The organism is Listeria costaricensis, assembly GCF_900183385.1.
Classification (GTDB): domain Bacteria; phylum Bacillota; class Bacilli; order Lactobacillales; family Listeriaceae; genus Listeria; species Listeria costaricensis.
Window position 1 is genome coordinate 281046 of the sequence record NZ_FXUT01000010.1, and the last position, 22416, is coordinate 303461.

Here is a 22416-nt window from a genome sequence, read left to right on the forward strand (position 1 = left end):
ATTTTCATCAGGTTCTTTCAATCAGCATGGCAAGCCCAAGTCCGCCACCAATACATAATGATGCCACACCCAGCTTTTTATCCTCTTGAATAAGCGCATGAACAAGCGTCGTAATGATACGTGCACCGGAAGCCCCGATCGGATGCCCCAGCGAAACACCTCCGCCATAAATATTCACGCGTTCTTTTTCCAGCCCCAGCTCCTGTTCCACAATCAGTGAAGAAGCCGCAAACGCCTCATTGATCTCAAATAAATCAATCTGTTCCGCCTCAACACCAGTTTTGGCTAAAAGCTTTCGGATGGCAAAAATCGGCGAGATGCCCATATCCGCAGGAGCCGTCCCGATTTCCGCATAATCACGAATCACAGCCAAGTAAGGTAGCTGATGTGCCTCTGCATAGTCCTTTGACGCAAGCAAAATAGCGGATGCCCCGTCATTTAATGTGGACGCATTGCCAGCTGTGATAGAGCCCTCAGGTAAAAAGACCGTTTTTAAGGCACCCAATTTCTCCAGCGTACTATTTTCACGGATTCCTTCATCTTTTGCGAGCAGCACTTCCCCATTTTCAGTGACAGAGATCATTTCTTTGTCAAATTTGCCCGCCTTGACCGCCTTGGCAGCCTTTTGATGAGACGCCAGTGAAAAACGATCCTGCGCGTCGCGACTGATTTCATAAGTTTCCGCCAGCTTCTCAACCGTCAGCCCCATATGCGTTTTTGAAAAAGCATCCGTCAAACCGTCACAAATCATACTAGAAATCGGCTCCCCGTAATCATTCGTCTCCGGGTCATAAGGCTTAACAAGCGGTGCCTGTGACATGCTTTCAGTTCCGCCCGCAAGCACGACCTCCGCCTCGCCAAGCTGAATCAATTGGCGTGCAAGTACGAGCGCTTTTAGACCGGAGCCGCAGACCTCGTTGACTGTCATAGCCGGCACGGTTTCTGGAATCCCACTTTCGATCGCCACCTGTCGTGCCACATTTTGACCACTGCCGCCTTGCAGGACATTCCCGAAAATCACTTGGTCGATCTGATCAGCCGAAACGGCCACTCTATTTAAAAGGCCTTTTGTCACGACAGTACCGAGTTGGGCTGCCGAAAGACCTCGCAAGCTTCCTTTATATTTCCCTACTGGGGTGCGTGCTGCATCAATAATTACGACTTCCTTCAAATAAACCGCCTCCACAAAAATATGATAATCCCTTTTGATTGCTAAAACGCTAAAATGCAAACAGTTTTCACATCTTTTCGCCTCTCTTATGATATACTAAAACAGAATCTTTTTCACTAACAAAGAGGTGTAAATATGAAAATCGGAATTGATTGTCTTTCTTTTTTTATCCCAGATTTATTTTTAGATATAGCTGAGCTAGCTGTCGCACGTGACACGGACCCAGCTAAATTCAAAATTGGCATTGGTCAGGATCAAATGGCCGTTCAGCCGCTCACGCAGGATATTGTCACACTTGGAGCCAACGCGGCCAAAAAAATCGTCACAGATGCTGACCGGGCACTGATCGATATGGTTATCGTTGGAACGGAATCTGGAACGGATTTCTCCAAAGCTAGCGCAGTTGTCATTCATGAGCTGCTGGATATTCAGCCGTTTGCCCGCTCTTTTGAAATCAAAGAAGCCTGCTACGGTGGAACAGCCGCCTTGCAACTGGCCAAAGAATACGTCGCCAACCATCCTGATCGCAAAGTGCTTGTCATTGCCAGCGATATCGCACGCTATGGGCTGAATTCAGGCGGTGAAGTCACACAGGGTGCTGGTGCAGTCGCCATGCTGATCACCAAAGATCCGCGCGTACTTGTTTTAGCAGACGACAGTACGTTCCTAACAGAAAATGTCTATGACTTTTGGCGTCCTGCTTATAGCGAATTTCCGATTGTCGACGGTCCGCTTTCCAATACGACCTATATCGAATCTTTCCAAAAAGTTTGGCACCGTCACAGCGAAGTAACCGGCTTGACACTCAGTGACTATGATGCCCTCAGCTTCCATATTCCTTATACGAAGATGGGCAAAAAAGCATTGCTCAGCGTATTGGATGAAACAGATGAAGCCACGCGTGAACGACTTCTCGCTCGTTATGAGGAAAGCATCCGTTACAGCCGCCGTATTGGCAATCTTTATACCGGCTCGCTTTATATGGGCTTAATTTCCCTGCTTGAAAACAGCGCGGCACTCACTGGCGGAAGTAGAATTGGGCTATTCAGCTACGGTTCTGGCGCGGTGAGCGAATTTTTCACTGGCTATCTGGCAGAAGGCTTTGAAAATCATTTATTCCAATCGGCGCATCAGGAACTGCTTGAAAATCGTCGACAAGTTTCCATTTCAACATATGAAGAACTTTTCATTCAAAAACTGCCTGTTCACGGTGAAAGTGCTGTTTATGAGGACCCAATGCGTTTTTCCATCCAAAAAGTCGAAGGAGACATTCGCTACTACCGCAAAACGGAAAGCTAACAAGTTCCCTCCACTTTCAATATAAACGTAAGCGGCATAAAAGAGAAGCAGGTCGCTCAAAGCCTGACAACTTTCATGCCGGAAAGAAGCGCTTCTTTTTTAGATCGCTTCTTTTTCTGCGGACATTTTTTTCAAAATAACTGCTAGTATTCTGCTAGGATTTGAGCTAAAATAGTTTTATTATGCATTTTTAAAAAGGGGGAATCCATTTGGAAAAGAAGCAGAATGAACAGCTGATTGGCATCTTCGCTGGTGCCATCGCTTATGTGATTTGGGGCATTCTTCCCATGTACTGGAAGCTTGCTGAACAAGTCCCGGCTGGCGAAATTCTTGCTTATCGCATCTTGTGGTCGTTCGTCTTCATGGTATTTCTCATTACCATTCTAAGAAAGACACAGGAAGTTTGGGCAGAAATTCAAGCGGTACTAAAAAATCCGCGGACGGCTATTTTGATTACACTGGCTGCTCTACTGATTACAGTCAATTGGTTTACTTTTATCTTTACTGTTAACAGCGGGCATGTCACAGAAGCAAGTCTGGGCTATTATATCAATCCACTTGTCAACGTGCTGATCGCAATGATTTTTCTGAAAGAACGACTGACTCGTGCTGAAATCGTCGCCGTTTTACTTGCTTTTGTCGGCGTGCTGATTTTATCGATTCATGGCGGTAGCATTCCTTACGCTGCACTGATCATGGCGGTAAGTTTCAGCCTATACGGCTTGATCAAAAAATATGTGCCGGTTTCTACCTACACAGGATTGACACTTGAAACGGTCATTATTGCGCCATTTGCTCTTATTTACCTATTATTTTTTGCCGAAAACTTCTTTATGAGTTTTGATTTAAAGACGGATCTCGTCATGGCTGGTGCAGGGATTGTGACGGCGATCCCACTACTGCTTTTTGCCACTGCCGCCAAAAAGATCAGTTATACAATGGTTGGATTTTTACAATATATCGGACCAACGCTCATGTTTATTTTGGGCGTGCTGGTTTATCAGGAAAGCTTTGACCATACCGAATTGATCGCCTTTCTATTCATTTGGGCTGCTATCCTGACATTTACTTTTGCGCACATTCTGATTGCCCGCAAAAACAAGCAACTGGAAAATGCCGCCAAACACATAAAAGCCAATTCCTGATATAATAGGAGTTGGCTTTTACATTTGTTTACAAAAAGGGAGTGCGAGAAATTGACAACAGATCATTTACTGCTTGCAAATTTATCCAAGCTGCACACAACCGAGCTTGGGCTAGTTCGAATAAAGAAAAATCTGTCTCTGGATACTGATCAGGTTGTCGACTGGTGCAAAACTAAAATCTGTTCGCCTCATGCTGCCATCTCCCAAAAAGGAAAGAATTGGTACGTGGAGGCAGATGGCTGTATCCTCACAATTAATGCGCACAGCTACACAATCATTACCGCGCATAAAAAGAACTAATACAGGGATATTTTACAAAAGGAGTGGAACGATTTATGGCACATAAAACCAATGCTTGCCGACTGCTGGATCAGAAAAAGATTCCGTACACGCTGCATGAATATACATTTTCAGAGGATGCACTTGATGCCGTCCATGTCGCACAGGAGACCGGTCAGGACCCGAGTGAAGTTTTTAAGACACTTGTCGCACATGGAGATAAAACGGGCTATTTGGTCGCTTGTATTCCGGCTGACAAAACGCTAGACCTAAAGAAACTAGCTAAAATCAGTGGAAATAAAAAATGTGAAATGATCCATGTCAAGGATTTGGAAAAAATCACCGGATACATTCGCGGCGGCTGCTCACCGATTGGCATGAAAAAACTGTTCCCCACATTTTTGGACCAATCTGCCGAACAAAAAAACATTCTTTTCCTCTCTGCAGGAAAACGCGGTCTGCAGGTGGCCTTAGCACCAGAGGATCTGCTCCAAATAACGCGCGGCCAAATGACTTCGCTCACTTAAAAAGCTTCAATTGAATCGTAAAAATAAGAAAACCTGAAAGGAAGCAATCTCCCACTTCTCCAAGTGGTTGCTTCCTTTCAGGTTCTTTTTATATGCATGCAAACTTATTTTTTCTTAGTCACAATCGGTTTCTGTGCAACTTTCAGAGCGCTTAGCCGTCGTAGCAGCTGATTTGACCGTTTGGGCGATACTGCCGACCGGGTCACTTTCGCGGGCCCGTTTGACCGTACTGCCAAGCTTTTCAACGGGGGCACTTTCCCGTACTTTTTGGCGAATCGTGACATTGGCACCCATTTTTGTCGGTTGCTCAGTCGCCTTCTGTGCCACACTTTGATCAGCTAGTTGTTTCTTTGCGATCGAGAGCATCAGTTTAATCCGATTTAACTGATTCACAGAACTTGACCCAGAATCGTAGTCAATGGACATGATATTCGCTTGTGGATAGCGTTTTTTCAGTCCTTTGATCATCCCGCGTCCGGTAATATGGTTGGGCAGACACGCGAACGGTTGCAAGCAGGCAATATTGGGCACATCACTATCGAGCAGCTCAAACATTTCACCCGTCAAGAACCAGCCTTCTCCCATTTTATTTCCAAGTGAGAGCAGCTGACTGGCCTTCTCAGCAATAACTTCGATACTTTCCGGTGCCGTAAACCGTTCACTCGCCCGTAACGCCTCATTTACTGGCTTGCGGAACTGATTGATCAGCGGAATCGCCAGGCTCTGTTTGGCAAAAGATTTCACCTTCGAATGATTGAATGTGTTGGCCGCAAAATGATCATCATAACAGCAATAAAGCAGGAAGTCTGAAAGATCTGGAACGACCGCCTCGCCGCCCTCTTGTTCGATTACATCGACAATTTGATTATTGGCACCTGGATGGAATTTCACCAGAATTTCACCCACCACGCCTACACGCGGTTTCACTTCATCTGTAATCGGCAACTGATCAAACTGCTCCACCATTTCCTGTGCAAGCTTTTTATAGGCTTTGAACGAATAGTCGCGCATCAGTTCCTTACCTTTTTCCAGATATTCCGCAAATAGCGCATTGGCCGAGCCTTTTTGCACTTCATAAGGACGTGTCCGATATAACATTCGGTCCAAGCCGTCGCCAAGTGCAATCCCAGCCATAAAGCGAGTCAGCACTTTTGGTGTCATTTTAAAGCCAGGTTGTTTTTCCAAGCCGTTCGCATTGAGTGAAATCACTGGAATGTGATCCATGTCTGCTTCCTTCAAGGCTTTTTTCAGCATTGAAATATAGTTCGTCGCCCGACAGCCGCCGCCCGTTTGCGTCATCAATACCGCCAATTTATCCAAATCGTAGTGGCCATGTTTCAGCGCATCCATCATTTGACCTATCGTCAAGATCGCCGGATAGCAGGCATCATTATTGACGTAACGCAGGCCTTCATCAACAGCACGTGGTGTCACAGCCGGCAAGACTTCAAGCTGATAGCCCGTTTCCCGCCCAGCGGCTTCAAGCAGGGCAAAATGAGTGGGGGCCAGCTGAGGAGCCAGAATCGTATAGGTCTTCCGCATTTCTTTGGTGAACAGCGGACGTTCTTTCGGAGCCGGCATTGGCACTGGCTTAATCTCATTTTTATCGCGTTCACTGATCGCCGCTTTCAAGGAACGAATCCGAATCCGTGCAGCGCCTAGATTATTGATTTCATCGATTTTTAGCAAGGTGTAGACCTTATTATGACCTTCAATGATTTCCTGACACATATCCGTTGTGATCGCATCTAGACCGCAACCGAATGAAGTCAGCTGAACGAACTCCAGATTTTCCTGTGTCGCTGTAAAACTAGCTGCCCGGTAAAGACGTGCATGATATTTCCACTGATTTTCGACCCGCAGTTTGAAATCTATTTCACCCAGATGAGAAATCGAGTCTTCCGTTAAAACAGCCATGCCGTTCATCGTGATTAGTTCAGGAATTCCGTGATTGACTTCCGGATCGATATGATACGGGTGTCCAGCTAGAACGATCCCTTTGATGCCATTTTTCTCCATGTAATGCAAGGCTGCTTCGCCTTCTTGCTGAATATCTCTGCGTACCTGTTCGGCTTCTTGCAGACCCGCTTGAACAGCCACTGCCATTTCATCTGCCGGAATATCCGGGAAAGTTTGCTGCATGACAGAAATCAACGCTTTTTCATTATCAAGTGTCAAAAACGGACTGTACATGGGAATATTTTGTTCTTCCAGCGCATCAACGTTGACGCGAATCACTTCTGGATAGCCCGCTACAACTGGGCAGTTGAAGTTATTCGTTGCTTCGCCAAATTCTGGCTTTTCATAGACAACCGACGGATAAAAAATCGCGTCTACTTTTTTGCGAATCAAGTCCATCACATGACCGTGTGTCAATTTGGCTGGGTAGCAGACCGCTTCGGAGGCAATCGTTTCAATCCCTTTATCATAAAGGTTTTTCGAAGATTTGGAAGAAAGCTGCACACGATAACCCAGTTTATCAAAAATGGTAAACCAGAGCGGATAGTTTTCATAGACGTTAAGCGCCCGAGGAATCCCAATCGTTCCCCGCGTTGCTTCCGATTTTTTGAGTGGCTTATAATCAAAAATTCGTTTGGCTTTATAAGCATATACATTCGGCAAAATGTTCCGTTTCGACTCGACACGTTCCCCGCGTTCACAACGATTTCCACTCACAAAAGCACGGTCATCATCAAAACGCGTGATCGTCAGTTGACAGGTGTTGCTGCAAAGGTTACAACGCGACTGAGACGTTTCAGCACGGAAGTCCCGTAGTTTTTCAAGAACGAGCATTTCTGTCACTTCGCCGGTTTCGTAATTTTCTTTTGCAATAAGGGCGGCCCCGTAGGCACCCATCATACCAGCAATATCCGGCCGCACAACTTCCCGTTCAGTTAAAAGTTCAAAGGCACGCAAAACGGCTTCATTATAAAAAGTACCGCCTTGAACGATCACCTTGTCGCCAATATCTTTCGGACTGCGCAGTTTGATCACCTTTTGAAGCGCATTTTTCACCACTGAATAGGCCAGCCCGGCAGAAAGGTCCTCCATGCTGACGCCCTCTTTTTGAACCTGCTTCACTTTTGAGTTCATAAATACCGTACAACGCGACCCCAGATCAACCGGTTCCTTCGCTTCCAGTGCACAGCTGGCAAAATCCTCAATCGACAAGTTCAACGTTTTGGCAAAAGTTTCAAGAAATGAGCCGCAGCCTGCCGAACAAGCCTCATTCAGCATCAAACTGTCGAGCGCCCCATTTTTAATCTTCATACACTTCATATCTTCCCCGCCAATGTCTAGAATAAAATCAACGTCTGGCAAGAATTCCCGCGCCGCCCGGTAGTGCGCCACTGTTTCGATCTCCCCAACATCAATCTTAAGTGCCGCCTTGATCAGTGATTCGCCGTAACCCGTGATCCCCGATTGGACAATCCGCACCGTCTCTGGAAGCTGTTCGTAAAGTTCACTCGTCGCATCAATGACCGATTGAAGCGGATTTCCCTTGTTACTTCCATAATAGGTGTAAAGAATCTCACGTTCTTGACTCATCAAAATCAGTTTGGTCGTAGTCGAGCCGGCATCAATTCCTAAATAAGCGTCTCCCGCATAGTCCGCAAGCTCGCGCCGTGGTGCTTTCATCGTATTATGGCGCTCTCTAAAGCGAGCCAGATCAGCCTCATCTTCAAATAGGGCAGGCAGTGTCACCGTATCCTTCGCCATTTGCCCCAAGTCCATTTTCGACAATTTCGCAATCAAAGAATCAATATGGAAAGGTTCATCTTCCACACCAGTAAAAGCCGTTCCCAGTGCAATAAAATATTCTGCATTGTGAGGCGCGATAATTTCATCCTCTTTCAGCTTCAACGTCTCTACAAAGCGATGACGCAGCTGATCCAGAAAAGTTAACGGACCGCCTAAAAAAGCCACCTTCCCGCGAATTGGACGACCGCATGCCAGTCCACTGATGGTTTGTGTCACAACACTTTGGAAAATGGATGCTGCAATATCTTCTTTTCTTGCGCCTTCGTTCAACAGGGGCTGCACATCCGTTTTGGCAAAAACACCACATCTTGAAGCAATTGGATAGATCGTTTGCGCTCCTTGTGCATATTCATTAAGACCATTGGGATCAGTTTGCAGAAGCGTGGCAATTTGGTCAATAAAAGCACCGGTTCCGCCAGCACAAGCATTATTCATCCGTTGTTCGATCCCGCCGCTGAAATAAATAATCTTGGCATCTTCCCCACCAAGCTCAATCACAACGTCCGTTTCTGGAATGACCTGTTCGACCGCTTCTGTACAAGCAATGACTTCCTGCACAAAAGGTACCTCTAGAAATTTTGAAATGGACAATCCGGATGAACCCGTAATCTTGAACGTCATTTCCTCTGTTTGGCATTTTTTCTTTAAGTCCTGCATGATTTCAAGTGTTACTTTTTTGATATCGGAATAATGACGTCTGTAAGTTTGAAAAAGAATTTCCCCTTTATCATTCAGCGCTACAGCCTTTGCCGTTGTTGAGCCGACATCTAGTCCTGCGTGAATCATCTAACTCATCCTCTCTACTGCTTGTCTTTACATATCTGTACCTTCAATTGCGCATTTCTTCACATTAGATTCGAAACTTTTGGTTAATTACACGAAAAATTTTCATTCCCCAAAAATGAGTGAGTACTCACTCAAATCACACACTAATAATTGAGCGCATTTATACACTATCCATTTTACACGAATATTTCGCTTTGTAAAGCATTTCACGAGCAAGATTGATCAAATGATTCTTCTATAAAAAAAGAAATCCTGCCGATAGACAGCACGCCAAACTAGATTTTCATCTAATTTCAAAATTGCTGCTCCTCGACTAGGATTTCCTTAAAACCACTTCATTTTAGAAAGTTTTGGCACGTGCTGCTGCTTCTTTTTTCGCGGCTGCTACGATTTCTTCTTCTCGGCTCGGGTCATGGTCAATTCCTTCGACAAAAATGGTCGGCTCCACTTCCGCCCCAATAAAGCCTAAAATAGTTTTCACATAAGGCTCTCCGTGCGAATAGTTGAATTCAAGATTGGAATAAACGCCGCCGCTGCCATGAATCTGGATGGCTTTTTTATTTTTCAAAAGCCCTTCTGCGCCATGTTCTGTGTAACGGAATGTTTTCCCAGCTACAACAAAAGTATCGATATAGGCTTTAAGAACAGGCGGAATGCTCAAGTTCCATAACGGATAGACAAAAATATATTTATCGGCAGCCATAAACTGTTCTGTTAATGCCCCATAAGTAGCCATTTTTTGTTGCGTGCTTTCCGGGATTTCTTTCAAATCCTTCCCTGCTGCAAGCGCTTGGCCAGCCTGCATAAATTCTAAATCGATCAACGGAATATCCATTTGATACAGTTCCAATACTTCCACTTCATCATTTGGATTTTCTAAACGATAGTTTTCTAAAAAGACATTAGCCACCTGTGCACTTCTCGATACTTCATCTGGAAGCGGTGATGCTTTAATCATTAATACTTTCGACAATGTGTTCACCTCGCCATTATTTTTCGTTCCTTTCATATGATAGAACTTTCACATATATTCGTCAACCGTAAGCTTTTCATTGACATTTTCAAATATGTTGCTAGAATAAATACAGAATTTCCGAGTGTATTAGAATTAACTGATACACTAGCGAATAATCAATACACTAAAAGGAGCCATCAAGCATGAAGCGTATTGAAAAAATTTATCAGTACTTGGAATCCCATTCTGACAGCAACCAGATTGAACAGCAATTGAATGAAGGAACAGGATTTACCGCTGCCTCGGTTGCAGAAGCGCTTGGTATTTTGCGCAATAATGTCAGCATGGAGCTGAATGAACTCCACCGCCAAGGGAAAATCGTCAAGGTTATGGGCCGACCAGTCCAATATTTTCTGCGTTCGACGATTGAAGAAGCCTTCAAACGTCCTCTTTCCGAACAGGAGTTAGAATTTGAATCAAGTGCGGCTTGTCTGGCGGAAATGACACCCGGCGTGACAAAACGTAGCCCTTTTGACGACTTGATCGGCGCAGACGGCAGCTTGAAAACTGCGGTCGAACAGGCCAAAGCTGCTGTTCTTTATCCACCCAATGGACTGCACGCACTGATTTTAGGTCAAACAGGCGTCGGAAAAACACTTTTTGCCAATCTGATGTATCGTTTTTCCGTGCATGCGGCCAGACTGCCTGACTCCGCCCCATTTATCATTTTCAATTGTGCCGACTATTATAATAACCCGCAGCTCTTGATGAGCCACATTTTCGGCCATATCAAAGGTGCTTTCACAGGCGCAGATTCTGAAAAAGAAGGACTGGTTGAAAAAGCAAACGGCGGAATTCTTTTTCTTGATGAGATCCATCGTTTACCACCTGAAGGACAGGAAATGATTTTTTATCTGATGGATTCAGGCACTTTTAATAAACTTGGTGAAACCGAACGCAAGCGGAAATCTAACGTTTTGATTATCGGCGCGACCACTGAGGCACCAGAATCTTCCTTATTAAATACTTTTGTCCGCCGAATTCCCATTATTATTTCGCTCCCCTCTTTAGAAGAACGAACAGCGAAAGAGCGGGTTGAACTCCTGACCTATCTGCTTTCAAGTGAAGCACATCGTGTCAATAAGCCGATCCGTATTGAAGATGAGGCGGCCAAGGCACTGCTTGGAAATACTTCATCCGGCAATATCGGTCAGCTGAAATCCAATATCCAACTCGTCTGCGCGCAAGGATTCTTGAACAGTTTTGATAAAAACGATGAAATTTTGATTGATTTTAAGACACTACCGATCAATATTAAAGACGGTTTCTTCCATTTTAGCGGCCGACGCAAAGAACTGCAGGAGATTTCTGAGTATCTGGAGCCCTACACCACGATTTTCCCAGAGCCCAACAAAACGCTCATTCTTTCCGATGAATATGAACCGAATTTCAATCTCTATAAAATCATTGAAGATAAAGCAGCGATTTTGATGGATCAGGGCGTGGAAGATGATGATATTAAGAAATTTATTACCATGGACATCGATATTCACTTGAACAGCTTCTATAATAAGTTTAAAAATACGATTCAAACGCGTGAAAATATTTTAAAAATCGTCAATGAGGAGATTCTTAATTTTGCCGAGGATACACAACTGCGCATTGAACAGCACCTGGGGAAAAAGCTGAATGAGCGCTTTATTCTCGCCTTTAGTCTCCATCTGACTTCTTTTATCAAACGAGTGGAGAGCAACAAACCGCTGAAATATACGAATATCGAAAATGTGGTCAATGATAAACCGGAAGCCTATGAAATTTCCTGCGAGATCAAAGAAGACATTGAAAAAGCCTTTCACATTCGCGTACCCAATATGGAAGTCATGTATTTGACTCTCCTGATCAGCTCGCTTTTGAAGGATCATGAAAATGCTCGTGTGGCGGTACTTGTTGCAGCCCATGGAAATAATACGGCTACCAGCATGGTCAATGTCGCCAAAAAGCTGCTCGGTGAAGGGCTGGCAGAAGGCGTCGACATGCCACTCGATCAAAGTCCTAAAATCGTGCTCGACAAGTTGACCGAACGTGCCAAGGAAATGGATATGGGGCGCGGCGTCCTCCTCTTAGTCGACATGGGCTCTCTGACAAGCTTTGCGCCTGTTATTACAGAGCGAACTGGCATCCCTGTCCGCTCGATCGATATGGTTTCTACAGCTACTGTGATTGAAGCCGTCCGCAAATCAAATATTCTCGACATGGATCTAAGCAGTATCTATGACTCGCTGAAAGACTTCCGTGGCTATGGCGGCTATGCGTCCAAGGAGGAAGATGCGCTTAGTCCTTCCAAACCGCACGCGATCGTGACCATTTGTGCAACGGGTGAAGGAACCGCAGAGAAATTACAGGAATTTATCGAGAATATTTTAGATTCGATCACAACCGACCCGATCAAAGTGATTCCAATTGGTGTGCATGAGATGGATGCACAGCTTAGTGCCCTTCAAGAAGAAAACGATATTCTGATGGCAGTCGGCATTGAAGACCCGGAAATCCAAATCCCGTTCATTCCGCTCGAACGTCTATTTGCCAGTGATGGGGAAGAACAGCTTGTAAGCCTTGTGAAGCAGCGCAATGTTTTTATTAAGAAAAGCGAGACCAATCGAATCACCCGTGAAGTCATTGAAAACAGCCTGAGTGAGTTTTTGACTTATTTAAATCCTAAAAAGACGGTGGACCTGCTGCTGAGCTTCGGGAAGAAACTGGAATCGTACCTCGGCTATACGTTTGATAATACGTTTAAAATCAATCTGCTGGTTCATGTCGGCTGTGCACTTGAACGAATGGTGCTAAATGACGGACTGATTTACCGAGAAGAACGGGAAATGCTTGACTCAGATTGTTTCACCGCTCTTATCAAAACGAATCAAGAAATTATTCAACGGATGAACCTCTCACTGACAGAGGATGAACTTTGCTACATTTATGATATTATCACCTCATTTGAAGTTCCAACCAGTGTGAATTAGTTAAAATTAAACCGATTAAGACACTTTCCAAGTCGTTTTGGAAGTGTCTTTTTTTATATTAGTGTATTATCTATTTTTCCCCGCATGTTTTTCTTTTTTTCTAAAGGGGTAATGATAGTTGTGGTTTTGCTTACTAAATCGCAAAGTTAGTGTATTATTTCAATGTTTTTCTGTATCAATATATTAATTTAAACAATTTTACGATCGTAAAAAAACAAGTAATACACTTACTTTGATAAAGGGGGCGGAGATAATACGCTAAACTTGGCACGCTTTTTGCTTATATAAAAGCAGGATAATCATTCAATGGAGTTAGGAGGAGATTTTATGCCAGTAGGAATTATCATTGGCACACATGGGGAAGCTGCACGGGAATTGCTGAAATCAGCAGAAATGATTATCGGCACGCAAGAAAATGTTGCCTTCATTACTTTTGTGCCAGGTGAAAATACGGATACGTTGATAACCAAGTTTAACGAAAAACTTGAAGAGATCGATACTGCTGAGGGCGTGATCTTTATGGTCGACTTGTTTGGCGGAAGTCCGTATAATGCAGCGAGTCAAATCGCTTTACCGGCAGATCAAATGGATGTCGTAACGGGAGTCAATATCCCAATGTTGCTTGAAACACTCTCAATGCGTGCTGCCACTGGATTTTCAGAGTTTGTTGATATTGCAATCAATGCTGGTTCAGGCGGAGTGAGATCCCTAAAACAATCATTACCAAAAAATGAAGATACTGAGGAGGACGAATTATAATGGATATTCGTTTAGCTAGAATTGATGACCGCCTCATTCACGGTCAAGTCGCAACAGTTTGGACCAAAGAAACACAAGTTCAACGGATCATTGTTATCAATGATGATGTGGCAAAAGATGAAGTTCGTAAAACATTACTCACACAGGTTGCTCCTCCAGGGGTAAAAGCTAGTGTGGTGGATGTGGCAAAAGGCATCCGCGTTTATAATAACCCTAAATATGAAACAACTCCTGTTATGTTCCTATTTACAAACCCTACAGATGTATTGACACTTGTAGAAGCAGGCGTTGACATTAAGACTGTCAATATTGGCGGTATGGCTTTCCGTGAAGGCAAGCATATGATTACAAATGCAGTTTCTGTCAATGAAGAGGACGAAAAAGCTTTCCGCGAACTTGATAAACGCGGCATTGAGCTTGAAATTCGTAAAGTAGCTTCTGACAGCAAAGTGAAACTGATTCCGCTTCTTGACAAAGAAAAATAAGCTGGGACATCTTGCTTGCGTAGAGCTGACGATTTGGCAGCTCTTTCGCTCAAGCAGTTTTGAATATTCAAGATGAAATCAAAGGGGTGATTTATCAAAAAATTCCACTCAAAGTTGATTTTCAGTACTTATTCATTATTCATTAAAAATCGGGAGGGAAAAAAACATGTCAGCAATACAATTAATTCTTGTATTCTTAGTTTCCTGTATCAGTGGTATGGGGAGTATCTTGGATGAATGGCAAACACACCGTCCACTCATCGCATGTACGCTGATCGGTCTTGTACTAGGTGACATTACAACAGGTATTATCATCGGGGGTACACTTGAAATGATCGCACTCGGCTGGATGAACATCGGAGCCGCAGTTGCACCGGATGCTGCACTAGCTTCCATTATTTCTACTATTCTAGTTATCACAGGCGGACAAGATATCAGCGTTGGTATCTCACTAGCTATTCCGCTTGCTGCTCTTGGTCAAGTACTTACTATTTTGGTTCGTACAATCACAGTTGCTTTCCAACATATGGCCGATAAAGCCGGAGAGAACGGTAATTTACGAAGTCTCGACTGGATACATGTTTCTGCACTCGTCTTACAAGCAATGCGTATCGCAATTCCTGCTGTTATTGTAGCGGTTACTGTTGGTACATCTACAGTTGAATCACTATTAAATGCCATTCCAGACGTTATCGTTCAAGGCTTGAACGTTGCCGGTGGATTTATCGTAGTTGTTGGTTATGCAATGGTTATCAACATGATGCAAGCTCGTTACTTAATGCCATTCTTCTTCTTAGGATTTGTCGTAGCTGCATTCACACAATTCAACTTAGTCGCACTAGGTGTTTTGGGTCTTGTTGCCGCAATCGTTTACATTCAACTTAGCCCTAAATATACGGTTAAAGCAGCAATTGAAGAATATGGCGGAGGTCTCTCGAGAAGGTCCGGCAGTGCCGATGACGATCTTGACGATGACCTAGACGACTAAGGGAGGAGGAAAAATCATGGCAAATGAACAAGTTACAGTTGGTGAAAAGAAAATCACTCGCAGTGATTTAATGAACATTTTTATTCGTTCCAACCTATTCCAAGGTTCATGGAACTTTGAACGTATGCAGTCTCTAGGTTTCTGTTTTTCAGTGATTCCCGTTATCAAACGCTTATATCCTGAAAACACACCAGAGCGCAAGGAAGCTATTAAACGTCACTTGGAATTCTTTAATACACATCCATATATGGCAGCACCAATCCTCGGTGTGACAACTGCAATGGAAGAACAAAAAGCAAATGGTGCCGATATTGATGACGGTGCAATCAATGGTATCAAGGTCGGTCTAATGGGACCACTTGCCGGTGTTGGGGATCCAATCTTCTGGGGTACCGTTCGACCAGTGCTTGCGGCTCTTGGTGCAGGTTTTGCAAAAGACGGCAGCATCATCGGTCCAATTCTATTCTTCGTACTTTTCAATGCAATTCGGTTAGGTTTCCGTTATTGGGGTGTATTCTATGGATACACGAAAGGAACCGACGTTGTTTCTGATATGAAAGGCGGCGTTCTGCAAAAACTGACAGAAGGCGCATCTATCCTCGGGCTGTTCGTCATGGGGGCACTCGTTAATAAGTGGACGACCATTTACGTGCCACTTGTTGCTTACTCGACGACAGACTCTGATGGTAAAACAGTCGACACAACGGTTCAAAGTATTCTAGATCAATTGATGCCTGGACTTTTGGCGTTGCTGCTCACATTCCTATGTATGTGGATTTTGAAGAAAAAAGTCAATCCGCTATGGTTGATTCTCGGACTTTTCGTAGTTGGTATTCTTGGCTACTGGTCTGGAATCCTTGGACTGCCACCAGCAGACTATTCGCCACTAGGATAATAAACTACAAGCAAGTGAGATGACAAATCGGAGAATCGGAAATGTATCCGGTTCTCCGATTTTTATGTTACAATACAACTGATGCTGGGCTGACCAGATAATACGCGACAGAATGCGAGTGATGAGGAACATGGATTTTAATGCAACCAATATTTTTCTAATAATCTTAAATATCGCGGCTTTAGCTTTCATCCTTTATGATGGGGTTGTGCTTTCGTTATGGAAAGGAAAAACGGTGCTGAAAGTAAACTTACGGACGCGTGGACGTTGGGATGGCTATATTTTTGTTGGCTTGATCGTGCTTTTATTCGCCTCAAATATCATGCGCGGCGGTGACCTTTCAACCACGATTCTTCTCGGCATTATGGGGCTTCTGTTTGTTTATATCTGTTTTATGCGCTCTAGTAAAGCAATTTTCAAAAAGACTGGTCTATTTTATGCACTGCTCTTTTTCCCCTATGCGAATATCGAACGCATGAATCTCTCCGAAGATGGGGTGCTTGTAATTGAAACCGGCCGTCAACGATTGATGCTATTTGTAAAATCGGCCGATGATTTAGAAAAAATGCTGCAAGTTTTCGCTGAATACAGCTGATAAAAAAACAATCAGGCACACCGCTTGATTGTTTTTTTGTACGCAAAAAGCAGGAGTCCGCGTTAGTCGCCTCTCCTGCTCGATTTTACTTATTTTATTTAAAGCCCAACACTGCTAAGAGTAATCCCTGCAACACGAAGTTCGATAAATTTGCCATGCAATTGCTCAATTTGTTCATCAAAATCCGTATCAAAACAAATGATGCTTTCTTCTAAGCGAAGAACGGCAAAACCATCTTCCTCATAATCCTCCAGTTGACCCACGATATGAACACCTGAATCGTCTTCTGCCTCTAATATACAATGTTTTTCTTCACTTTCATGTAAAACTGCTACATTCACTTTTTCCGGAATCGTTACTTCTACCGTGTACTTTCGCCCGGGGTCTGGATCATCTTCCGTCCATGTACCGACACAATCGCCGAAATCACTTGTAAAAGCCACTTCTTTACCGGTAATCTTCTGAACCTTTATCTCCACTTACCATATCCTCCTGTGCTTTCAAGTTCTTTTCCTATTATAGCACGATTTGGAAATTGGGGCTAATCTTTATTCAGGATCTTCATAATCTCTTCATTCATCTGGATCTGATTATGGTCATTGCGATCATTAGAAAGCAGAATGACTTTTTTCGTTCGATCAGCTGAAAAAGAATTGATCGATTCATACCCATACATAACCCCATGTACCATGAAAAAGCTGTCACAATTATAAATTCCATAACCGTATTTACAAGCTGGTCCTTTTGCCAGTATTTGATCAAGGCTGTTTTGACTGATTAATTTCCCAGAAAGAAGCGCATCATCAAAATTTTTCAGATCATTGGCTGCCAAATACATATCTCCGGCACCGTAAAACTGTGACAGGTCTTCTTTTAAAGGCTTTGGCACCTGCTTACCGTCTTGATCACCGTAACTGTTGGCATGCTGTGGTAGCTGGTTATACTGTGCCCCGAAGCCTGCTGTTTTCATGCCTGCCGGATCGAAAATATGAGTCTGCATATATTGATGAAAAGATTGTCCAGATACTTTTTCAATCAGATAGGCCATGACAGCATAGTTATCATCCTGATAATCCCATTTCCCTGGGTCCGTTTTGGCGCCCGCTCGCTCGATGGATTGGATAATTTCTGTTGGTGTAATAGCTTTTCCATTTTTTTTGCGTGGGTTCATCCCGGAAGTGTGGCGTAAAAAGTCCTGCACCTTAATTTTATCGCCGTTTGGGAAATAAGGAAGGTATTTTTTGATGGGATCGGTTACTTGAAGCTTGCCTTGTTCCTGCAACTGCATAATGGCAGTTGCAACAAGTGTTTTTTGAGAGGAGCCGATGAAGTAAATAGTTTGTTCGTTGTTGGCACGATTAGTGGCAGTATCTGCAAGTCCTGCACATTTTACCATGGAAAACTTATTTTTTCCGGTATCTTCTATATAAGCTGTTCCCTTAAAACCAACGCTATCTAAGTAACGGCTGATATCCGCTTTTTTATTGTTAATGGCTTGCATTTCCTTGGCTTGCTCAGCCTGCTTTTGCTGCTCTTCTTGTAGCTTTTCTGCTTCCCGCTGCTCCTGCTCTGCTTTTTCCTTTTCAAGCTGCTCAGCGCGTGCCTGTTGCCTTGTCTCATAATCATAATACAGATAACCACCCGTCCCTAAACATATGGCTAGCATGATAAGAGATGTAATTAGGAGGTTTTTGCGTCTTTTTTTCTTTCTTCGGTAATAGTTTGTTCTCGTTTTTACGTCCATCTCTGTCCTCCAAATTAGATTTCTGTAATTATAGTAACACAATGTAACATAATTGTAAAATACGTCATATTTACTATTTTAACCAAAAAAATAAGGGCAGATAGCACCCTTATTCTTCAGCGATTGTATTTAATTTTCCTTTTTCATTGCGCTGCTCAAGTAGGTCCTCTATTGCTTCCAGCCACTTTTTCTGCTTATTGACAACAAATTGATAAGTGGTCCCGTTTTTCATCTCCACTTTTAATAGGTTGGATAGCATCTCTTTGCCAAGAATTTTTGTCTTGACACCGCTGATTTGCGCAATGTCTTGCCAGTGCAGATTAATCTCTGGATCAAAATAGTCACTGGGCTTATGAATCAGTAAGTCATGCGTCAAAAATAGCACACCTGGATAGGCCTTAAAGCCATCCTTCACATTCGCTCGCCCTTTATATAAAACATCTAATTTTTCTTCCACCATCGTCACTCCTTTTTATAATAGACTGCCAAACGGTCCTTTTTTAACTGGCTTTTCTGGCACTAAAATCTGCAGATGACTTGGTAAAACTTCGATTTTGACAGGCAGCTCAGGTCCTGGGTCCCCGTCCACATTGACAGTAATTTCATTGCCAGTTGCCTCTAGTGACAATTCACGCGTCTGAATATAACGAACGCCGCCACTTTCTTTCAAATTACCGCGCACTAATTGCCGGATCATACCTGGTGCATTCAGTAAATCCAGCTTCTCAAGAATAAACACATGCAGAAGCCCATCATCGAGTTTAGCTTCTGGTGCCCATTTTTCCATACCTCCAACAGAATTGGTCAGTCCGGCGACCACGAGTGCCGCATCCCCTTCCCAGTCCTCTTCGTCTGCTGCCAGTTGAAAATGGAGCATCTCATGGCGGTTAAATGCTTTTAAGCCCTCGATAAAATAAGCCACTGAGCCAAATTTTGTTTTCTGCTCCACGCTAACCTGATCGACTGCCTGAGCAATCATACCGATCGCCAAAACATTCATAAAATATTGATCATCAATTTTCCCAATATCCATTGGCATCAATTTAGCTGTTTCCAATGCTTTAATCGCTTTTTCCGGTTTTAACGGAATCCCAGCTGATCGTGCGAGATCATTCACCGTCCCAAGCGGCACAAAACCAAATGCCGGACGTGTATCATGCGGAGCCAAACCATTGACCGTCTCATTCAACGTCCCATCGCCACCCATTGCAATCACAGCATCCAGCCCTTCTTCCGCTGCTTTGGAAGCAAATTCTGTCGCGTCGCCACCTTTTTCCGTCTGTTTAACAACCACTTCATCAAAACGTTTTAATAAGGCTTGTTCAGCCTTCTGCTGATAGTCTGTGCTTTTTTCTTTACCGGCTGATGGATTAACAATTAATAAAGCTTTTGTCATCTAGAACACTCCTTTATTCCCTCATTAACTATACCAAAATCACACTGGTTTGAAACAAACTGCCACCTCATAAAAAAGGGCGCTCCGAAAAAGAGCAGCCCCTTACTGATTCCCTGTTTTGCGGAAGATGACCAGCTTGCTTGCAACATAGTTGAAAATAATGATCAATACATTCGCAACGATCTGGGAAAACATTTCGCCAAGGTGCATCTGATCGACCATCACGATCATCACAATCATGTTTAACCCCAAAGAAAGCAGTCGGAAGAAAAAGAAAGAGCCCATTTCCCACAAGAAAGCCTTCATCGTGCTGGTTTTATTTTCAAACACATATTTTTTATTGGTAATGTAAGCAAATAATACTGACAAGATCCACGCCACAACGACGGCCACTTTATAATCAGCGCCTGTTGAAATCAAAAGATAGAAAACGATCAAGTTGACGACCGTTGTCAGCACGCCCATAATGACGTACATAATCAATTCTTTTGATAGTTTATTCTTAAGCATAAGATTCCTTCTTTCAAAAATACAAGTCCATTTTATTTTACCTTGTCAAAAGGCATCACGTCAACTTTCTGATTGAAATTTCACATAGAAAAAGGTAGAGTGAAGGAGAGAATAAAAGGAGGCTTTCATATGAACACATTCCAAGCACTGACGGTCACAAAGGACGGCGACAAAACTGCGCTGACTTTTGAAAAATTAACGAAAGAGGCTCTTCCGGACGGGGAAGTACTCATCAAGGTAGCCTATTCAGATATCAATTATAAGGACGGCTTGGCGACACTTGCAGATGGCAAAATCGTCCAAAATTATCCGTTCATTCCCGGCATTGACGCCAGTGGAACTGTTGTAGAAAGCAGTGACCCGGCCTTCCAACCAAATGATCCCGTCATCGTCACCAGCTACGAGCTCGGCGTTTCGCATTTCGGTGGATACAGTGAATATATCCGCGTCCCTGCCAGCTGGGTCGTGCCACTTCCAAAAGGGCTTACACTGGAGGAAGCCATGATCTTCGGGACGGCAGGATTTACGGCCGCTTTGTCTGTAGATGCACTCGTTCAGGCGGGCATCAAGCCGACAGATGGAAAAATTGCCGTAAGCGGTGCGACTGGTGGTGTCGGAAGCATTGCAGCCGCCATTTTAACGAAGCTTGGCTATCAAGTTGTTGCAGCAAGTGGGAAAAAGGATGCGGCCGCTTTTCTTGGCAAGTTGGGCATTCAGGAGATCGTTCCTCGCGAAGCCTTCCAGCCTGAAAAAATTCGTGCACTCGACAAAATGCACTATGCCGGCGCTATTGATGCAGTCGGTGGAAATACGCTCAGCTACCTGCTGTCTGCCACTCAGTATGGCGGTGCAGTCACGACTTGCGGAATGGCAGCTGGCGGCAAACTGGCTACCACTGTTTTCCCATTCATTTTACGGGGCATCTCGCTACTCGGTATTGATTCGGTCTACTGCCCCTATGACAAACGGGTAGCTATTTGGCAGAAACTGGCAGGTGAGTATCATCTCGATCAGATGGATGCACTCGTTCAAAAAATCACCTTTGCTGACCTGCCGCATGCGCTGGACAACGTGACTCGTGGCGGCATTACTGGACGCTATTTAGTGCAAATTGGCGCAGAATAATAAAAAGAAAGCACCTGGCGTTAAGAAATGAGCAGATTGTCTTGATTTCTTATCGCCGAGTGCTTTTTTATTGTGGCAAAATCGTCTCTAGTTTCGTCCCCGGTGAGACGCGCAGTCGTTTTAGACGGTACATGCCTTGATTTTTATTTGCCGTGCTGTTCTCAATCGCAAAGCCCATTCGATACCCGGCTTCTTGGGCCGCTTTCTCTGTATCCTCATTATAACGCCCCACTGGATAGCAAATGCTGTTTACTTCCTGTCCGGTGATTGCTTCAATACGTTTCTTGGAATCCGTCAGCTCCCGCAATTGCGCTTCATAGGGCAACTGGTTCAGTTCCGGATGATTGACCGTGTGGCTTTCCATCTCGATGCCATTTGCCGACATTTCTTTCATGGCCTGCTCATCAAAATGGTTGTCGGCTCCAATTTTACTAGTAATCACAAAAATGTTTGCCGGCAATGCATATTTTTTCAAGATGGGATAGGCATTTGTATAGTTATCCTGATAGCCATCATCAAAGGTAATCACCACTGGTTTGTCCGGCACATTCTTCCCCGTTTCTAACATGTCGCCAAGTTCGCGCAGATAGAGTGGATGATAGCCGTTATCCTTCAACCATTTCATCTGTTCCTCAAATTCATTCGGTGAGATAATCAGATTGTTTTTCACATTCTCGTTGATAGAATGATACATCAGTACTGGAATAGCTAGTGTATCCGGAGATTCATCATGCTCGCCGCGCGTAAAAGCAGTTTGAGTTTGTTCCGATGGCTGCGCTGTCTCCTTGTCAGCCACTTGCTCTTTTGGCTGCTTAGCTGGAGCGGCGTTTTCTTGCTTCTCTTTGGTTTCTCCCTGTGGCGCTTTCTCTGAAACATCATTTTGGCTGCCTGCACATCCAGCAACAGCCAGCAGTAACAGAGAAAATGTGAGTAAAACAAGTAAGCTTTTCCCTTTTCTCATTCCATGTCCTT

General features: G+C 43.9%; 20 protein-coding genes. 11 read left to right on the forward strand and 9 right to left on the reverse strand.

What is annotated here, in order from left to right:
* Positions 1-7: 7 nt before the first annotated feature.
* Positions 8-1171 (reverse strand): thiolase family protein, encoded by a 1164-nt coding sequence (locus tag CS921_RS10335; RefSeq protein WP_099223568.1) that lies wholly within the window; start codon positions 1169-1171, stop codon positions 8-10.
* Between the two features lie 135 nt (positions 1172-1306).
* Here CS921_RS10335 and CS921_RS10340 point away from each other — a divergent pair, with 135 nt between their 5' ends.
* The 4 genes from CS921_RS10340 to ybaK all read left to right on the forward strand — a co-directional run bounded on the left by CS921_RS10340 (position 1307) and on the right by ybaK (position 4421).
* Complete coding sequence (locus CS921_RS10340; RefSeq protein ID WP_099223570.1) at positions 1307-2470, forward strand: hydroxymethylglutaryl-CoA synthase; 1164 nt, start codon at positions 1307-1309, stop codon at positions 2468-2470.
* Positions 2471-2679: 209 nt separating this feature from the next.
* Complete coding sequence (rarD, locus tag CS921_RS10345; RefSeq protein ID WP_099223572.1) at positions 2680-3615, forward strand: EamA family transporter RarD; 936 nt, start codon at positions 2680-2682, stop codon at positions 3613-3615.
* A gap of 51 nt (positions 3616-3666) precedes the next feature.
* Positions 3667-3915 carry a DUF3781 domain-containing protein gene (locus CS921_RS10350; RefSeq protein WP_099223679.1) on the forward strand — a complete coding sequence of 83 codons (249 nt, stop codon included), beginning with the start codon at positions 3667-3669 and terminating at the stop codon, positions 3913-3915.
* A gap of 35 nt (positions 3916-3950) precedes the next feature.
* Entirely contained in the window at positions 3951-4421 is a 471-nt protein-coding gene (ybaK, locus tag CS921_RS10355) for a Cys-tRNA(Pro) deacylase (protein WP_099223574.1), read from the forward strand.
* 114 nt (positions 4422-4535) lie between these two features.
* On the opposite strand, the gene CS921_RS10360 is transcribed toward ybaK, so the two are convergent.
* Entirely contained in the window at positions 4536-8969 is a 4434-nt protein-coding gene (locus CS921_RS10360) for a 2-hydroxyacyl-CoA dehydratase (protein WP_099223576.1), read from the reverse strand.
* A gap of 340 nt (positions 8970-9309) precedes the next feature.
* Complete coding sequence (locus CS921_RS10365; RefSeq protein WP_099223681.1) at positions 9310-9942, reverse strand: NAD(P)H-dependent oxidoreductase; 633 nt, start codon at positions 9940-9942, stop codon at positions 9310-9312.
* 185 nt (positions 9943-10127) lie between these two features.
* Here CS921_RS10365 and CS921_RS10370 point away from each other — a divergent pair, with 185 nt between their 5' ends.
* From CS921_RS10370 to CS921_RS10395, 6 genes are all read left to right on the forward strand, one after another.
* Entirely contained in the window at positions 10128-12947 is a 2820-nt protein-coding gene (locus CS921_RS10370; RefSeq protein WP_099223578.1) for a sigma-54-dependent transcriptional regulator, read from the forward strand.
* A gap of 327 nt (positions 12948-13274) precedes the next feature.
* Complete coding sequence (locus CS921_RS10375; protein ID WP_099223580.1) at positions 13275-13706, forward strand: mannose/fructose/sorbose PTS transporter subunit IIA; 432 nt, start codon at positions 13275-13277, stop codon at positions 13704-13706.
* Positions 13706-14191 carry a mannose/fructose/sorbose PTS transporter subunit IIB gene (locus CS921_RS10380; RefSeq protein ID WP_099223582.1) on the forward strand — a complete coding sequence of 162 codons (486 nt, stop codon included), beginning with the start codon at positions 13706-13708 and terminating at the stop codon, positions 14189-14191. The genes CS921_RS10375 and CS921_RS10380 overlap by 1 nt, the downstream gene beginning before the upstream one ends.
* A gap of 166 nt (positions 14192-14357) precedes the next feature.
* The gene (locus CS921_RS10385) at positions 14358-15179 is read left to right on the forward strand and encodes a PTS mannose/fructose/sorbose transporter subunit IIC (RefSeq protein ID WP_099223584.1); all 822 of its coding nucleotides are present in this window, start codon (positions 14358-14360) and stop codon (positions 15177-15179) included.
* A 16-nt stretch (positions 15180-15195) separates the two neighbouring features.
* A complete protein-coding gene (locus tag CS921_RS10390; protein WP_099223586.1) occupies positions 15196-16074 on the forward strand; it encodes a PTS mannose transporter subunit IID in 879 nt (292 codons plus the stop codon).
* Positions 16075-16204: 130 nt separating this feature from the next.
* A complete protein-coding gene (locus CS921_RS10395) occupies positions 16205-16669 on the forward strand; it encodes an Lmo0779 family protein (protein ID WP_099223588.1) in 465 nt (154 codons plus the stop codon).
* A gap of 98 nt (positions 16670-16767) precedes the next feature.
* On the opposite strand, the gene CS921_RS10400 is transcribed toward CS921_RS10395, so the two are convergent.
* From CS921_RS10400 to CS921_RS10420, 5 genes are all read right to left on the reverse strand, one after another.
* Entirely contained in the window at positions 16768-17148 is a 381-nt protein-coding gene (locus CS921_RS10400) for a hypothetical protein (RefSeq protein WP_099223590.1), read from the reverse strand.
* A gap of 62 nt (positions 17149-17210) precedes the next feature.
* The gene (locus tag CS921_RS10405; RefSeq protein ID WP_099223592.1) at positions 17211-18413 is read right to left on the reverse strand and encodes a serine hydrolase domain-containing protein; all 1203 of its coding nucleotides are present in this window, start codon (positions 18411-18413) and stop codon (positions 17211-17213) included.
* Positions 18414-18522: 109 nt separating this feature from the next.
* Positions 18523-18870: a PH domain-containing protein gene (locus CS921_RS10410; protein WP_099223683.1), complete on the reverse strand. Its 348-nt coding sequence runs from the start codon at positions 18868-18870 to the stop codon at positions 18523-18525.
* A gap of 15 nt (positions 18871-18885) precedes the next feature.
* Complete coding sequence (locus tag CS921_RS10415; RefSeq protein ID WP_099223594.1) at positions 18886-19809, reverse strand: diacylglycerol/lipid kinase family protein; 924 nt, start codon at positions 19807-19809, stop codon at positions 18886-18888.
* 102 nt (positions 19810-19911) lie between these two features.
* Entirely contained in the window at positions 19912-20319 is a 408-nt protein-coding gene (locus CS921_RS10420; protein WP_240422335.1) for a GtrA family protein, read from the reverse strand.
* A gap of 129 nt (positions 20320-20448) precedes the next feature.
* Here CS921_RS10420 and CS921_RS10425 point away from each other — a divergent pair, with 129 nt between their 5' ends.
* Positions 20449-21444 carry an acrylyl-CoA reductase family protein gene (locus CS921_RS10425; RefSeq protein WP_099223596.1) on the forward strand — a complete coding sequence of 332 codons (996 nt, stop codon included), beginning with the start codon at positions 20449-20451 and terminating at the stop codon, positions 21442-21444.
* Positions 21445-21511: 67 nt separating this feature from the next.
* On the opposite strand, the gene CS921_RS10430 is transcribed toward CS921_RS10425, so the two are convergent.
* Positions 21512-22405 (reverse strand): polysaccharide deacetylase family protein, encoded by an 894-nt coding sequence (locus CS921_RS10430; protein ID WP_162921742.1) that lies wholly within the window; start codon positions 22403-22405, stop codon positions 21512-21514.
* Positions 22406-22416: the final 11 nt, after the last annotated feature.

What these genes read in the sequence shown, in the direction of transcription:
- CS921_RS10375 (WP_099223580.1), top strand. Translation starts at nt 13,275, where the DNA reads ATGCCAGTAGGAATTATCATTGGCACACATGGGGAAGCTGCACGGGAA.
- CS921_RS10420 (WP_240422335.1), bottom strand. Translation starts at nt 20,319, where the DNA reads ATGCTTAAGAATAAACTATCAAAAGAATTGATTATGTACGTCATTATG.
- ybaK (WP_099223574.1), top strand. Translation starts at nt 3,951, where the DNA reads ATGGCACATAAAACCAATGCTTGCCGACTGCTGGATCAGAAAAAGATT.
- CS921_RS10340 (WP_099223570.1), top strand. Translation starts at nt 1,307, where the DNA reads ATGAAAATCGGAATTGATTGTCTTTCTTTTTTTATCCCAGATTTATTT.
- CS921_RS10360 (WP_099223576.1), bottom strand. Translation starts at nt 8,969, where the DNA reads ATGATTCACGCAGGACTAGATGTCGGCTCAACAACGGCAAAGGCTGTA.
- CS921_RS10395 (WP_099223588.1), top strand. Translation starts at nt 16,205, where the DNA reads ATGGATTTTAATGCAACCAATATTTTTCTAATAATCTTAAATATCGCG.
- CS921_RS10430 (WP_162921742.1), bottom strand. Translation starts at nt 22,405, where the DNA reads ATGAGAAAAGGGAAAAGCTTACTTGTTTTACTCACATTTTCTCTGTTA.
- CS921_RS10380 (WP_099223582.1), top strand. Translation starts at nt 13,706, where the DNA reads ATGGATATTCGTTTAGCTAGAATTGATGACCGCCTCATTCACGGTCAA.
- CS921_RS10390 (WP_099223586.1), top strand. Translation starts at nt 15,196, where the DNA reads ATGGCAAATGAACAAGTTACAGTTGGTGAAAAGAAAATCACTCGCAGT.
- CS921_RS10415 (WP_099223594.1), bottom strand. Translation starts at nt 19,809, where the DNA reads ATGACAAAAGCTTTATTAATTGTTAATCCATCAGCCGGTAAAGAAAAA.
- CS921_RS10405 (WP_099223592.1), bottom strand. Translation starts at nt 18,413, where the DNA reads ATGGACGTAAAAACGAGAACAAACTATTACCGAAGAAAGAAAAAAAGA.
- CS921_RS10370 (WP_099223578.1), top strand. Translation starts at nt 10,128, where the DNA reads ATGAAGCGTATTGAAAAAATTTATCAGTACTTGGAATCCCATTCTGAC.
- CS921_RS10425 (WP_099223596.1), top strand. Translation starts at nt 20,449, where the DNA reads ATGAACACATTCCAAGCACTGACGGTCACAAAGGACGGCGACAAAACT.
- CS921_RS10385 (WP_099223584.1), top strand. Translation starts at nt 14,358, where the DNA reads ATGTCAGCAATACAATTAATTCTTGTATTCTTAGTTTCCTGTATCAGT.